Consider the following 15,789-nt stretch of genomic DNA (forward strand, 5'->3'; position numbering starts at 1 on the left):
AGCCATGCAAAATAGCAATAACGAGAACCAGACAGCCGGCAGTAACGATACCGGAATGCTCAAAACCGATGCCTTTAAAGGGAAAACCATTGTTGTAACCGGTGGCGGCACAGGCCTTGGGAAAGCCATGGGTACTTACTTTTCAAAATTGGGCGCCAACCTGGTTATTACAAGCCGCAAGTTTGATGTGCTGCAAAAAACAGCCGATAATATTACTGCCCAAACAGGAAACAATGTTTTGCCGGTAGTTTGTGATGTACGTAACTATAGCGAAGTTGAGGAGGTATTGCAAAAGGCTATTAAAAGCTTTGGAGCAGTGAATGCTTTGGTAAATAATGCTGCGGGTAATTTTATTTCGCCTACCGAACGTTTATCTGCTAATGCCTTCTCTACCATTATTGATATTGTTCTTAAAGGGTCGGTTAACTGCTCGCTTGCGCTGGGTAAGTATTGGATAAAGGAAGCAATTCCCGGTAACATCCTGAACATTATTACAACTTATGCATCAACAGGATCGGGCTATGTGGTCCCTTCGGCTTGTGCTAAGGGGGGGGTATTAGCTCTAACGCGCTCTTTAGCCGCAGAGTGGGGCCGCCATAAGATCCGCACTAATGCCATTGCCCCGGGGCCCTTTCCTACAAAAGGTGCCTGGGAAAGATTATTACCGGGCGAAATGGCAGCTAAATTCGACTTTAAAAACCGTGTTCCGCTTAAGCGTGTTGGCGAACATCAGGAAATAGCCAATCTGGCCGCATATCTGGTTTCTGATTACTCAGGCTACATCAATGGTGATGTAATTACGATTGATGGCGGCGAATGGCTACAGGGGGCAGGGCAATTTAACGGCCTGGAGATGGTGACCGATGAAATGTGGGATGGTATTGAACAGCTAACCAGGTCTGCCAGGGGCAGTTAACCCGAATGGCTTTTTAATTCACAAAAAACTCATCTGCCAAAAGCCAGGGCTTGCCGCCTGCACCATATTCGCCGGTCGGTATAATACGTTGATTAATAGCCTTAACTTTTATATATTGTGCTTTAACAGGGGCAATTTTAGCGCGTACAGTATTGATGCCATTTACAGGGAAATTATTTTGCTGATAAACTGTTTGGTAATTGACCCCATCTGCCGATACAGAAAATATTAATTCAACAGGTGCCCACATTTTTTGCCAGTGATAATTTAGCACGTTAATGCCTAAATTGCTGATTAAGTTTAAAGAATCCAGATTAATAACCGCATCCAGATCGGTACCGCTAAAGCCAAACCACTCTCCATCATTATAAAGCCTGCTGCCGGTTACGCCATTAACCATTACCCCGGTATTTTGTGGATTATAGTTGCCTGATGGCTGGTTTACTAAGGTTACCTTTTTGCCTGTTGCTTTACTGATGGCTATCTTTTTGGTGTAGATTTCCTGAACGCTTTTTGTACCGGTAAATAAGCCAGCCTTAACTATACAGGTTTTATCTACCAGCAGCGCTGATTGATAAAGTTTGCTTTGCTGGTTCGGCACCCGGCCATTAGTAGTGTATCGGATCACGGCGTTTTTTAAAACTGATGTTAAATGTAATAATGGCATGCCGTTTTTACCGCTGCTTATGCTATCGGTTATCTGATCGAAATTGTTTGCCGCATTTATGCCCATGCTGCTTAAGGTTTCCCGGCCGGCGCGGATGCGCCGCAAAAAAGACTTTAAATTGCGCTGCTTTTTAGGAGACCATGCAATCTCTGCCAGTGCGAGTATCCTGGGGAACATCATGTACTCGGCCTTTTGGGTATTAGGCATATACTCTGTCCAAACGTTTGCCTGTACACCAATAATATATTGGGCCTGCCCGGCTGTTAAAACCTGCGGAACCGGGTCGTATTTGTATATTTTATTTAAGGGCGTATATCCACCTGCAGCAATGGAATCCTGCGGATATAAGGATTGATAATAATCAAGGTACACCTGTTTTTCGGGTGTCATGATCACATTATGGCCCTGTTTGGCTGATTCTATCCCTCCGTGCTCGCCGGTCCAGCTCATTACTGTGGCCCCGGGAGTTAAGCCACCCTCTAAGATCTCGTCCCAACCAATAATTTTTTTGTTATAGGATGCCAGATAATTGCTGATACGTTTTATAAAATAGCTTTGTAACTGGCTTTCATCTGCCAGGTGTTCGTCTTTTATTCTTTGCTGGCATTTGGGGCAGGCCTTCCATCTGCTTTTAGGGCATTCATCACCACCAATATGGATGTATTTGGAGGGGAATAGCGTTGCAACCTCATCCAAAACACCTTCTAAAAAGGTAAATGTCGCTTCGTTCCCGGCGCAATACACATCATCGAATACACCCCAGTAGGTAGCAGTTTGGTATGGGCCGCCGGTGCACCCCAGCGAGGGGTAGGCTGCTAAAGCAGCCATTGCATGGCCGGGCATCTCTATTTCTGGTATAATGGTAATATGCAGCTTGGCGGCATATTGTATCATATCCTTAATATCATCCTGCGAGTAAAAGCCGCCGTACTTTTTACCGTCAAAAAGGTGTGGCCACTCCCTTTTGTGCCCTATAAGGGTCTGGCTGCGGTAAGCCGCAATACTTTGCAGAAGCGGATATTTTTTGATCTCTATCCGCCAGCCCTGGTCGTCGGTAAGGTGCCAGTGGAAAGTATTGATCTTGTAGGCGGCCAGGGCGGTAAGCCATTTTTTTATAGCGGTAACTGTAAACATATGCCTGCTTACATCCAGGTGCATCCCGCGGTAAGCAAAACGCGGATAATCGGTAATATCGCAACCGCGCAAACTGATGTTTGATTTTGCACCGGGTTTAATAAGCTGGGTAAGCGTTTGCAGGCCATAAAACAAACCAGCCTCATCATGGCCTGATAAGGTGATCTGATGGGTATGAATAACCAAATGATAACCTTCCCTTTGGGATACTGTGGTACTATCAATTTTTAAATTAATAGTATTTGAACTGTTTTTTGCCTGGCCGGTGTTAAGTGTTATTCCGCTTATTGCATTAATATGCTGTTTTAGCATACCGGCAACATTTAAAGCTTCTGCATTGCTTGTTTGTATGCTGGTTTTGTGGGTTATGGTAAATACCTCTTTAAAGCCAATAACTTTTGCAGGCCGGGGTATTACATCAATGTCATAATTCCTCTTAGCCTGCTGGGCTGTAGACGGCAAGCCCACCGCCGCAAAAAATATAGCGGCGGTAAGTTTAACCCAATACAGCCCGATTTTAGGATTTAGTAATTTTTTCAAAGGAGTTGTTTTCACCCGGTATCTGTTTAGTTGAGCAGCTTGTTGTCGCCTTCTACCTCAAGGTTGCTTTGCTCGGCAACGGCTTTATATTCAATATCGCCTTTTAATGCTTTAACAGGGATACTAAAGCGGCCATCAGCGCCAATGTTTATCCAGTTGGTATATTTCCATTGGTCGGCGTATAATGTTTCTACCCGGCCACGGTATGCGCGGTAAGCAAAGCGGGCGCGTTTAACGTCCTTATTTTTAAAATTGTATAAGCGGCCGCTGAATAAAACCCCGGCAGCAGTAGCTTTAGCATCGTCGGTTTGTACGGTAACGGCTTCGGCAATAGCAGGTAAAACGTTTTCGAGTTTAATTACCACGGCGTTAGGCCAGCGATGATCGTCATAGATCCGCTGTGTCTTTACCACAGATATCTCTAAACCGGCAGCTGTTTGTTTGTAAGTACAGCTTACATCAGCATCAGGCTTATACTCCATAATTTTGCTGTTTTGCCCTAATACGTTAACGATGGTATTTTTACCAGCCTTTACAGAGTGCAGGGTAAACGTTTTGCGTTCGCCTTCTTTCCAGCCTGCGGCTTCGGTAACAATGGCATAAACCGTTTTGCCCTTAGCAGTAAATAAAATATTATTTTCTTTATTAATCACCCAGCTTTTAACACTGTCAATGCATTCGTGGTTTATAAAGTACCAGGCGGCCATTTCGCGTAAGCGGCCTTCCTGCTCTTCGGGCAATTCGCCGTTAGGTTTGGGGCCAACATTTAACAGTAACGATCCGCCTTTTGAGCGTGCCTCTACTAAAAGGTCAATTAATTGCGTACCCGTTTTGTAACGTTCGTTAGTAGGTTGGTACTGCCATGCTGTACCTATGGTAATAGGCGATAACCAGGGTTGGGTGATAGGGGTGCCGGGTAAAGTTTGCTCGGGTGTTTTAATGGCGCCACGGGTGATCAGCAGATCGGGCTGAATTTTCCAGCAGGTTTCTTTAACTACTTCTTTAGGCTCGCCGTCGATAAAAAAAACATCTATTTTGCCGTAATTTTTCATCAGTTCCTCACATTGCCTGCGGTTGTAATCAGCGTATTTTTTTTCGAGAGCCGCATCCATTTTTACGTTAGTACGGCTGATAGGAATATGATTGGCATGCAGAAAGTAGAAATCCTCCGGAGAAAAATATAAGCCTACATCCAGGCCAACTGCGCGCGTAGCATTAACAAATTCTTTTAACAAATCCTTTTTATAGGGGGTTTTAGTGATATTAAAGTCGGTTGTTTTAGTATCCCACATACAAAATCCCGAATGATGCTTAGTAGTGAACACAATATATTTCATGCCCGCAAGCTTGGCCAGAACAGCTATCTGGTACGGGTCGAATTTATCAGGATTAAATGTTTTTGGCAGATCGTTAAAAAAACGGTCCACATAATCGTCAGAAGCGCCAACAAGCGAGTGGCTGATCACCACGCCCAGTTGGGCATCAACACTAAAATGTATAAATAAGCCGGCGCCGGTGTTTTTTAACCATTGTTCGCGTTCGGGCTTGTTAAGGTTAAAGCTGCTTTTTTCGTCGTCGTTAACAACATCGTTTTGCGCGGATGCCTTATTGAAATTGAAGTAAAGAATTGCTAAAAGAAGTATCAGGGTTTTGTTTATCATCACGTGGCATAAAAATAATCAGGAAGGACTTTCGCCCTTCCTGAAATAATCAAACTATTAAACTAATGTACCAAATTGCTATTTATCCCAATAAACCCTTGTTAAAAGGTTATCAGCCCCTTGCCTTGCTACAGCTGCAGCATACGATGCAGCGTTAAGGTTTTGTTCAGACACGGGGTATAAAAACCGGCGAGGAAACTGGCCACCGGTGGCGTTGCCTGTATAATTATTAGGTGTTAAAGCCGGGTAACCGGTTCTTCTGTAGCTGGCAAAAGCCTCCTGTGCATCAGGGAAGATACTTACCCAAAATTGTGTGTAAATTTGGTTCATCCGTTGGTCAAACGTACCTGCAACAAGCTGATTGTTGTTTACATAAGTGCTTATCTGTGCTGCAGATAAGGTGCCATTGCTTGAACCTAAACTGATGATTGACCATTGCCTTAAAGCAGCGTTTACACCGTTGCTGTATAATGAAGATGCTGACTCGGTTGTGTACCAGCCTCTTAAGGCCGCTTCTGCCAGTAAAAAATATGATTCTGATGCTGTAAATATTAATCGCGAAGAATTGAACAGCAAAACTGTTTTAGGGTTTGGCTCGCTTAAAGATGCAAAGTTTGCAGGTTTTGCACCCAGCGTAGCCGGCATGCCTTGCTGTTTGGCATAAGCTGTATCAGGGCTGCCGCCAGAATAAACTATGGATATTATACCCAGGCGCGGATCATTGGTTTGCTTCAGATAATTAATAAATACTTCCTGATATTTACCACCTTCCTGGTTAGTGTTACCGTTTTGGGCAATATAATCGCTATTCCATAAGCTTAAAGCTAAAGGGTTTTTGTTTATATCCTGTCCGCTGGCCAAGTAAGCTATTTTTGCAATATCGGCATCGGCAGTTATAACACCACCGGCAATAGCCTTTTTAACCCAAGTTTCGGCCGTGGCTGCATCAGCTTTTGTTAAACGCATCCCTAAACGAAGCATAAGGGAATATGCAAATTTTTTCCATTGCGTAGTGTTACCGCCGTAGATCAGGTCGGCAGACCCAAAAGTAGCTTTTGATGCGTCCAGGCTCGCTGCTGCCTCATCAAGCTCGGTAAGCATATTGGCATAGATATCTTTTTGAGGATCATACATCGGGGAGTACACAGAAGCGGTATAACCACCTGTAGCCTGAGAATAAGGAATATCGCCATAAACATCGGTTAAACGGCTGTAGCAATAAACCCTCCAGATGCGTGCTGCCGCCAATAAATTTGTTTTAGCCGGATCGGGCGTTACCGTATTGATAACTACTGCCAGCTCGTTTAAAGCGCCCGGATAAGCACTGCTGAACGATGACGACGAGGTATTTACTTGTGCTGCAACATATTTTGAGCCAAAGCCTGCCACATCATTAAAGCTGGTAGTATATTGCATGGTACCCAGCAGCAAGTTAAGCATATTGGCAACACCATCGTATTGCGATTTGGTGAAAACGTATTCTGCAGACGGATTTGTTACTGCATTAGGGTTGGTATTAAGTGTTTCGAAGTTCTTGGTACACGATACCAGGGCCATAAGCCCAAACAGTGCAAGAAACTTGTTTATATATATAGATTTCTTCATCATTTTAATTTTTATCGTTAAAATTTAACTGAAAGATTTAAGCCAAACGACCTGGTACGCGGTAAACCAATGGATTCAAACCCCTGGAAGTTATTGTTACTGTAGCTTTGCTCCGGATCGAAATCAGTTTTCTTGTACAGGATAAGCAGGTTGCGACCCACCAAAGATATGTTTGCCGATTGAATTTTAAACCCTTTGATGTTGGTTACAGGCAGGCTGTATGATAAAATTGCCTGGCGTAACTTAACAAAGCTACCGTCATGTACAAACAGCTCCGAATAATTTCTATAATTATTATAGTAAGCACTTAAACCACTTACAGGCACCACACGGCTATAAGCGGCGCCGGTTTGATCTACTCCTGTTAAAGTTAAACCATTTTCGCGGCCCGGCAGTGTAGTTTTAAGTAATCCCAAACGGGTTTCGTAAACTTCGGCTATAGAGAATACCTTATTGCCGAACTTGCCATCTAACAGGAAGCTAAAGTTAAATCTTTTGTACCTGAACTCGTTGCTGTAACCCATTGTTAGGGGAGCAACGCTTTTACCTAATGGAGACTGGCCTGTAGCAACCGGCAAGCCGCTGGTTGCGTTAAACACAGTATTACCGTTTGCATCCTTTAAAATCTTTGTACCATAAATTTCAAAAGACGACATCCCTACAACGTTGTTGAGATTGCCCCAGTTACCCACAGTTGATGCTACATTTTGTGAAGTAATGCCAGGTGTTAAGCTTAACACTTTATTGTCATTATAAGCGATGTTGTAGCTGGTTGTCCAGGTAAAGTTTTGGCTTCTTATTGGTGTACCGCTAACCAGGGCCTCAATACCACGGTTACGCACCCGGCCGGAATTTAAAATCACATTATTATAACCCGACGTTGCCGAAATAGTAGCGTTAACAATATCATCTTCAGTCAGCCTGTTATAATAGGTAAAATCAAAACTTAACCTGTTGTTAAATAACTGGGCTTCAATCCCACCTTCGGATGTAGTTGATTTGAGCGGGCCAAGGTTAATGTTACTGATACCGGATATGCCTGTACCTGGCGTATTAGCGCTAACATTTTGTAAAGGCTGCCCCGAGCTTGCAACGTTACTATATGATAACCTTACCGTATATGGGTCTGGTGCACCACCGCCTACCTGCGCATAAGCGCCTTTAAGTTTCAGCAGGTTGATAGCTTTAGGCAGGTTTAATACCTCCGACAAGATTAAACTACCATTAACGCTTGGATAAAAAATAGTGTTGTTTTGCGGGCTAAGCGTAGAAAACCAATCTTTACGGCCGGTAGCTGTTAAATATAAAAAGGTTTTGTAACTAAAATCTGCAGAGCCGAATATCGAATTTACTTCAAAATGTTGATTCACTGCCTGCGTTACTCCTGCCGACAGGTTATTATAACTGTAAAAATAAGGTATTACGAAGCCGGTTCCGGACTGGTTGAACTCATTGTTTTCGAAATGCCTTTTATTTACACCTCCTAAAAACGACAAACCGAAATCTTTAATCTGTTTTTTATATGACAATGTGGCCAAACCGTTGGTTTCGGTAACATCAGATTTGATGCCGTTGTACTGGCCGGTAAGTGCATAAAGCGTGCCTGTAGGAGTAATATTGGTATAATTATAATCGTAATGATCCTGGCTTACAGTCCCTTTCAGTACCAGATCTTTAACAAATTCATAACTGATAGATCCCTGGCCTATAAATCTGTTCTTGCGGTCGTTTTGTTTGAATTTATTAATTACAAAGTAACCGTTTGTGGCAACACTTGCATCATTCCATACGGTTTCGTTGCCTTTAGCATCATAACCGGGGTTAAGCCAGCGTACATCTGCCGTATTGGCTATCATGTAAGGCGACCAATTGGGGTTTGCCGTAGCATCGCCAGCACTGCTGCGATTGTGCGCAACCTCTAAATTATACTGGGCTAATGCCTCAAAGCTTAATTTAGAACTTAACTTACCATTTAAAGAAAGATTGCCCGTTTTACGATTATAAGTGGTACCGGGTAAAATGCCTTTACTATCTAAATCAGCAACAGAAAAACGGTACACAAGATTCTCTGAACCACCCGACAATGCCAGGGTGTTGGTGTATGTGCTTCCGTTTTGGTAGTAATTTTTAATATTATCTTTTTGTGCTACGTAAGGATGGGTTAAGCCATCAACACCTACATAATCTGTAGAGCCATCTATTTTGGCACCCCATGATCGGCGTCCGGTAGCTTGTGCAGCAGCCAGCGTGGTTGGTTTAATGCCATTATCTCCCTGGCCATATTCGTATTGAAAATCGGGCAGTACAGAAATTGTTTCCATGGTTGCCGTACTGCTAAATTCTACACCTATGCCTTTTTGCGCTTTACCTTTTTTAGTGGTAATTAAAATAGCGCCGTTTGCTGCCAGCGAACCGTACAAAGCAGCGGCTGTTCCGCCTTTTAGCACGGTAACAGATTCTATATCATCAGGGTTTATAGCTGCTATACCGTCGCCACGATCAACATTGCTGCCGCCGCCGCTTGTTGTAGGGGCGTTTCCTGGTACCGAATTATTCATTGGCATACCATTAACAACATACAGGGGTTGGTTATCGCGAGACAACGATCCGTTACCACGGATAATTACCCGGCTTGAACCGCCCGGCCCAGTAGACATACCGGCAACGTTAACACCAGCCACTTTTCCGGATAGTGAATTAACCACATTGTTTTCTCGGGCTTGGGTAAGTTCGCTCCCTTTTACTTCTGTAATGGCATAACCTAAAGCCTTTTTTTGTTTACTGATACCCAGTGCGGTTACCACAACCTCGTTTAACGCCTGGCTGTTTTGGGTTAATTTGATGGTAACAGGGGCAGACCTGTTGGTAATATTTAATTCTGCTTTTACATAACCTATAAAAGCGGCTATAATTGTTAAGGGTTTATTATCATAACTTGCAGGTATGCTCAGGTTAAAATTACCATTAACATCTGTTGTTGTACCAACTTTAGGGTCATCTTTTAAAGTAATGGTAGCCCCGGGTACCCCTGTACCATCTTCGGCAAATAAAACCTTACCCTTAATAATATCGGCATTATTATTAATCATAACCACGGGGGCGGCAGCCTGATAAATAACATATTGATTTGCGGTTATTTTTTTAAGGCCCAAAGAAAAATCATGCAGTAATTGTGTTAAGATAAGTTCAACCTGGCCGCCGTTATTTTCGTTAAGCGACGCAGCCGAAACATATTTGTCATTCAGCAGGCCTTCTTTAAATGCAACTTGAATATGATACTGCAGTTTAAGTTTTTCTATAACTTCTTTTAAAGTTTGCCTTGGCTCCGTATCTAATTGCCCGGACTGTGTGGTGTAATTAATATTGTTTTTCTTTGTGTTTGCCGCCAGGGCTAACTGGGCTCTGCTGGGCATAACATTCATCAAAAGCAAAAGCAATACGATACAACATCTTAAACAACTCTTTGAGTTGAAATTTCTCATACGTTTTAATTTAGTAAAGTTAATTAATAGGGGTTAGTTAATTATTATCTGGTTTTCATTCTGATAAATACTTACGTGTAACGAGGCGGATATCGTTTCCAGGAGTTCTTTAACCCCCGTAACATTTATTTCACCCTCAATTTCCATATCCATAGCTGCAGCATTGGTGTATTTTATCTGGTACCCATAAGTATCTTCAAGTGTTTTTAGGATGTTTTTCAGCTTTTCATTAGCAAACACAAACTGGCGTTTTGACCAATTGGCCAATCTTTCGGGATGAGCCAGTTTACCTTTCAGCACAACTTTTTTTGTAGCATATTCAACATAATCGCCCGGTGCAAGTATCAGAGACGGGGCCGCCTTTTTAACATTATTTGCTGTTACCTTTATTTTCCCGGTAATAAGGCCCACGTTAATTTTATTGTGCCTGTTATTAACGTTAAAAGTTGTGCCTAAAACCTCGATATTTAAATCGTTGCAATGCACTATAAATCTTTCGGCGGGCTTAATATTGGCCGGGTTTTTATTAAGGTGTATAACCTTAAAAAGGCCTTCGCCTTTTAACCATACCTCGCGTGGGTTTTTGCCAAAACCACGTTGATAGCTGAGGCTTGAATTGCCGTTAAGCAATACGGTAGTCCCATCGGGCATTACTACTGTTTTTATTTCGCCGAATGTTGTGGAGAAATTTTGTTGCTGGTTATACCAAAAAGTAAATGCACCCAGGCCTACCACTAAAACAGCTGCTGCCACGCGCATGAGTTTTAATAAACTGAAAACTTTAGCCTGTTTAACCGGGCGGGCTTCGGCCTCTATACGTTTCCACACTTCGGCCTGGCGGTCCTCGTTTAAAAAAGTATCCTGTTTGCGGTAGTTATGGATAAGGCTTTCAGCGGTTTCTATGTCTTCTTTTTTTTCGGGATAATGCAAAAGCATTTCTGCAAAAAAAAGGCTGTCCTCTTTAGATGTGTTAATAATACTATTAACAAAATCATCGTCTTCTAAAAAATCTTTTAACGAAAAGGAGGCGTATTTATTAAGATCCATGCATTAAGTGTGTTAAACATTACTTATATACATGATAGCGGGAAAATTATCCCTTAAAAAAAGATTTTTTTTATAAAATTTTATGATTTTGATGAAATTCACAAAATAGCACCCATATTATTGCCAATTTTGATGCTTTTAACGCCACTTCCATGTTGTTTAATGCTTTATAAAGTAATTTATAAGTAGAGCTTGCATTAATGTTCATGATCTCGGCAATCTCAGGGTAATTGAACCCTTCATAAAACCTTAAATATATAATCTCCTGCTGCCGTGGAGGCAGTGTTTTAATAACAGATTTAATTTTATCCTGTAACTCTTTTTCTTTTTCGTTACTAATTACAATATCATCAAAAGATACCTCGAATGAAAATGGATATTCATCTTCTATCTCGGTAAACCTGGATTGAGACTGCATCTTACGAAAGATGATATTGCGTAGCGCCTTGTATAAATAATTTTTAACAGATACGGGAGTGGCTAAATTATCCTTGTTAGTCCATAATTTAATAAAAAGATCATGAACCGCATCTTCTATCAGGTTAACATCCCTGGTAAACTTATGCCCATAATTATTTAAGATTTTAAAGTTTTGGTTATATATCTCCGTATAAGCCTCCCAGTCGCCTTGTTTAAATAAATTCCAAAGCGATAATGTTTCTTCAGTTTTAGGCATTACGGTATTAATCGGGTTGGAAATCAAATCTAAGATAGGGTTTCAAAATAATAATAGAAAATTAATATTAACTTAATGTGTTACAGAGCTGTTTTTTACACTATCCTAAAATTTTAATTGCCAAATGATTAACCAATTTATCTGGCAAACTCCCAGTATTAGTGCTTACCAAATAAGCAAATGAGGAACAGCAAACAGTTGACGTGAGTTTCTTTTTAAAGGAACCGGACGCTTCATCTACAAATAAATAATGGATTTTATCGATTATGATTCTCTAATGGAATTCTAATGTCGCTTTTGGCACATAGTGGCTTGTTTGCGCAATATAAATGGACATTTTTTGGCCATTTTGTGTAATAAAACGGTTACTAATCTTTCAAAAAAAGTATTATTAGGTGAGGTATTATATTTGCTATTTATATAATTTAATGGTTTTAAGCTTATGTGGAAATGTATTATTACTATGATACCCATATTTTTTTAGAGTTAATATGTTATTTCTTTGAGCGACTTAATTCTAAATAATACCCATTTCTGGTTAATCAATGATTATTTGTTTTTAATCAAAAATTAATAAGTTTGCCATGTCGGATGTCACTACCTCATCTGGCAATGGTGTATCTACCCCTGATGTGCCGCTAATCTGTTGCCCTGTTAATTAAACTTACTGTTTATGCTTGTGTGTACAATCAATTGTAATGCAACGGCTTTTTGTTGCCATAAAAATATTAAAACGCTATTTGTTCTTTATAAGATCAGTTAATTAGAAAAGATGCTCTCTTGAGCGTAGGGAGTATCTTTTTATTGTTAAATAATGCTAAATAAAAATGTTAATTTATGAATAGGAGTAATGAGTATGAATAGATTATTTTTACTAATCATCTTGATTTTTAATGTTGCCATAGCCTCTGCCCAAACCAAAACGGTTACAGGTACGGTTACAGCAAAATCAGACAAAGGGCCGCTTCCAGGCGTTAGTGTAAGAGTAAAAGGGGCACAAACGGGCACCGTTACCGATGCAAATGGTAAATTTACCATAAACGTGTCAGCCGGCGGTAATACGCTTGTATTTTCGTTCCTGGGGTTTACCAGTCAGGAAGTGGTAGTAGGTAACCAAAGTGTTGTAAACGTTCAGCTTGCCGAAAGTAACCAGCAACTGGGCGAGGTTGTAGTAACCGCTTTAGGTATCTCGCGCCAGGCAAAATCATTGGGTTATGCTGCCCAGCAAATAAAAGGCGAAAACCTAACCATGACCCGTCAGCAGGATTTTAATACCGCACTGGCAGGTAAAGTTGCCGGTGTGCAAATTCTGGGTGGTTCGGGCGCTAAATTTGGTGCATCAACCGTGCGTATCAGGGGTATCAACTCTTTACAGGGTGGTAACCCAATCTACGTGGTTAACGGTGTAGTTACCGATCCTAATGCCATTAACAATGATGATGTTGAATCGTTAACCGTGCTTAAAGGTCCCGCTGCCACAGCATTGTACGGCCAGCGCGCATCAGAAGGTGCAGTGGTTATTACGCTCAAAAAGGGCTCTGCAAAAGGCTTTGGTATTTCGGTTAATCAAACCACTACCTTTGAGAAGGTATATACTTTACCTAAATATCAAAATGAGTATGGAGGTGGTGCCGACCAAGAGTTTCAGACTTATACTTATGATCCCGCAAACGATCCGGCTTACTTAAAGCAATTTAACGGCACTAAATATTATGATTATTCTGTTGATGAAAGCTGGGGCCCTAAAATGGATGGTACCTTGTATGCCCCATGGTATTTCTGGGACCCAAGCAACCCGGATTTTGGTAAATTAAAGCCATTTGTTGCGCAGCCAAACAACGTAAGAGATTTTTACAAAACGGGCGTTGCTACTAACAATAACGTTGCTTTTTCTCAGTCCGGCGATAAGTATAATGCCCGCCTATCATATACCAATTTAAACCGTACCGGTGTAAGCCCTAACACTAAACAATTGCGTAACAACGTAAGTTTTAACGGCGATCTGAAAATTACGCCTAAATTAACTGTTAGTGCCAACATTAACGTGTTTCAGGAAAATCTGAAGAATGTACCGGCAGAAGGTTACGGAACGCAAACTTCCGGCTCATTTAATCAGTGGTTTCACCGTGACCTGGAAATTGGGAAGCTAAAAAATTACCAAAGACCAGATGGTACTTTTACTACCTGGAATATTACAGGGCCGGCAGATCTTACGCCAAAGTATTGGGATAACCCTTATACCGAAGCTTACGTAAATACATCAGAGGCTAACAATAACCGTCTGTACGGTAACTTAACAGCTGCTTACAATATCCGTAAAGATTTGAAAGTATCTGTTATTGCGCGTGGCGATTACTTAAACCGCGATGCTAACAGCAGAGTGGGGTCATATACCATTAACCCGGATGAGTATGCAGAAAACAGCTATCAGTACAAGGAGTATGATTATGTGGCATCATTAGAGTATGACCATATGTTTGGTAAAGACTTATCCCTCCGCGCAGGTGCCTACGGCGAATCGAGGCAGGATGTAACTAAATATTTAACCAGCAGTACTGTTGGTGGTTTGGCTATACCGGAATTGTACACTGTAGGTAACTCTTTAGACAGGCCAAGTACAGCAACCATACACAGCACTAAAGTGGTAAATAGCTTATATGGGTATGCCTCATTAGGTTACAAACAATTCTTATATTTAGATCTGAACGTGCGGAATGATGTGTCATCGGCTTTGCCAAAAGCAAATAATTCTTATGTATATGGCGGCGCTTCAGGATCTTTCGTATTTACCGAATCCGGACTTATCGAAAAGAACAACTTCCTTACCTTTGGTAAGCTGAGGGCTTCGGTTGCCAAGGTAGGTTCTGATATCGATCCATACCAGGTTGGGCAAACGTATAATTTAAGTACTGTACCTTACGGCAGCAGCCCGGTACAATTTGTGCCTAATAGCCTGCCAAACGCTAACCTTGAACCAACGCTGTCTACATCATACGAGTTGGGTACCGAACTGCACTTTTTAAGAGGCGACCGGATCCGTTTTGATTTTAACTACTATCATCGTAATACAAAAAACCAGATATTGCCGTTGCCGGTTAACGGTACTACAGGTTACTCTACTATCCTGATCAATGCGGGATCTATAGTTAACCATGGTATCGAGATCTCGTTAGGTGGTACGCCGGTTAAAACCAGCAATTTTGTTTATGATGCCAGCTTTAACATTGCGTTTAACCGTAATAAAGTTGTTTCACTGTATCCAAACTTTAATACACTTCGTACCTCTCCGGAAGGCGGCGGTGGCGCAACGCTATCGGGTTATCAGGGGGCAGGTGCATCCGGCTTTGGCTTTGTGGGTTCGCCATCATTTGCAGTTAACAGTGTTGTTGGTAAACCTTATGGAGAGTTGATTGGTTCTGGTTTTGTAAGGGACGGTGCCGGTAATATTGTGGTTGATGCTGACGGTTTCCCGGAAAGGAATGACAATGTAAACTTAGGTAACATCCTGCCAAAATTTACAGGTGGTTTTACCAATAGTGTTACTTATAAAGGCGTAATGGTTGGTTTCTCGTTCGATTTCCAATATGGTGGTAAATTTGTATCGGTTACGCAGCAAAACCTTGCAGGCTCCGGCTTAGGGGCATCAACTGTGGGTAATAATGATAAAGGCAACCCTAAGCGTGATGACCCTGCAAATGGCGGCGGTACCTTAGTAAAAGGCGTACATGAAGATGGCACCCCCAACACTACCTATGTTGATACCCGTACACTTAACGAGGGTTACTACAGCGCAATTTGGGAGCAATACACTTATGATGCCACGTATATTAAATTAAGGGAAGTAAGCATTGGTTATAATTTACCAAAAAAATGGTTTGGCAGAACTCCGCTGCAAACAGCACGATTCTCCATCGTTAGCCAAAACCCATGGTTAATATACACTAAAGCCAGGGTTAAAGGTATCGATCCATCCCAGTTGCAAACTTCGTTTTACGAAGGCGGGCAATTACCCGCAACCCGCACACTCGGCTTTAACCTTAATTTAACCTTTTAAGAAGAGT

General features: G+C 41.7%; 8 protein-coding genes. 2 read left to right on the plus strand and 6 right to left on the minus strand.

Going from position 1 to position 15,789, the window contains the following annotated elements; all coding sequences use genetic code 11:
- Positions 1-4 precede the first annotated feature (4 nt).
- On the plus strand, positions 5-916 hold the full coding sequence (locus E2R65_RS19090; RefSeq protein WP_229704703.1) for an SDR family oxidoreductase: 912 nt from the start codon (positions 5-7) through the stop codon (positions 914-916).
- A 13-nt stretch (positions 917-929) separates the two neighbouring features.
- Here E2R65_RS19090 and E2R65_RS19095 read toward each other — a convergent pair whose 3' ends face one another.
- The 6 genes from E2R65_RS19095 to E2R65_RS19120 form a co-directional block, all read right to left on the minus strand.
- Positions 930-3,257: a beta-N-acetylhexosaminidase gene (locus E2R65_RS19095; RefSeq protein ID WP_229704704.1), complete on the minus strand. Its 2,328-nt coding sequence runs from the start codon at positions 3,255-3,257 to the stop codon at positions 930-932.
- Between the two features lie 26 nt (positions 3,258-3,283).
- Positions 3,284-4,918 carry an alpha-L-fucosidase gene (locus E2R65_RS19100; RefSeq protein ID WP_134338092.1) on the minus strand — a complete coding sequence of 545 codons (1,635 nt, stop codon included), beginning with the start codon at positions 4,916-4,918 and terminating at the stop codon, positions 3,284-3,286.
- 78 nt (positions 4,919-4,996) lie between these two features.
- Positions 4,997-6,526 (minus strand): SusD/RagB family nutrient-binding outer membrane lipoprotein, encoded by a 1,530-nt coding sequence (locus E2R65_RS19105; protein WP_229704705.1) that lies wholly within the window; start codon positions 6,524-6,526, stop codon positions 4,997-4,999.
- Between the two features lie 14 nt (positions 6,527-6,540).
- On the minus strand, positions 6,541-9,936 hold the full coding sequence (locus E2R65_RS19110) for a SusC/RagA family TonB-linked outer membrane protein (protein ID WP_229704706.1): 3,396 nt from the start codon (positions 9,934-9,936) through the stop codon (positions 6,541-6,543).
- A 102-nt stretch (positions 9,937-10,038) separates the two neighbouring features.
- The gene (locus E2R65_RS19115; protein WP_134338094.1) at positions 10,039-11,052 is read right to left on the minus strand and encodes a FecR family protein; all 1,014 of its coding nucleotides are present in this window, start codon (positions 11,050-11,052) and stop codon (positions 10,039-10,041) included.
- A gap of 70 nt (positions 11,053-11,122) precedes the next feature.
- Complete coding sequence (locus E2R65_RS19120) at positions 11,123-11,728, minus strand: RNA polymerase sigma factor (protein WP_134338095.1); 606 nt, start codon at positions 11,726-11,728, stop codon at positions 11,123-11,125.
- Between the two features lie 883 nt (positions 11,729-12,611).
- Here E2R65_RS19120 and E2R65_RS19125 point away from each other — a divergent pair.
- Positions 12,612-15,782 carry a SusC/RagA family TonB-linked outer membrane protein gene (locus E2R65_RS19125; protein ID WP_158285300.1) on the plus strand — a complete coding sequence of 1,057 codons (3,171 nt, stop codon included), beginning with the start codon at positions 12,612-12,614 and terminating at the stop codon, positions 15,780-15,782.
- The last annotated feature ends 7 nt before the right edge of the window (positions 15,783-15,789 follow it).

The organism is Mucilaginibacter phyllosphaerae, from assembly GCF_004378255.1.
Lineage (GTDB): Bacteria > Bacteroidota > Bacteroidia > Sphingobacteriales > Sphingobacteriaceae > Mucilaginibacter > Mucilaginibacter phyllosphaerae.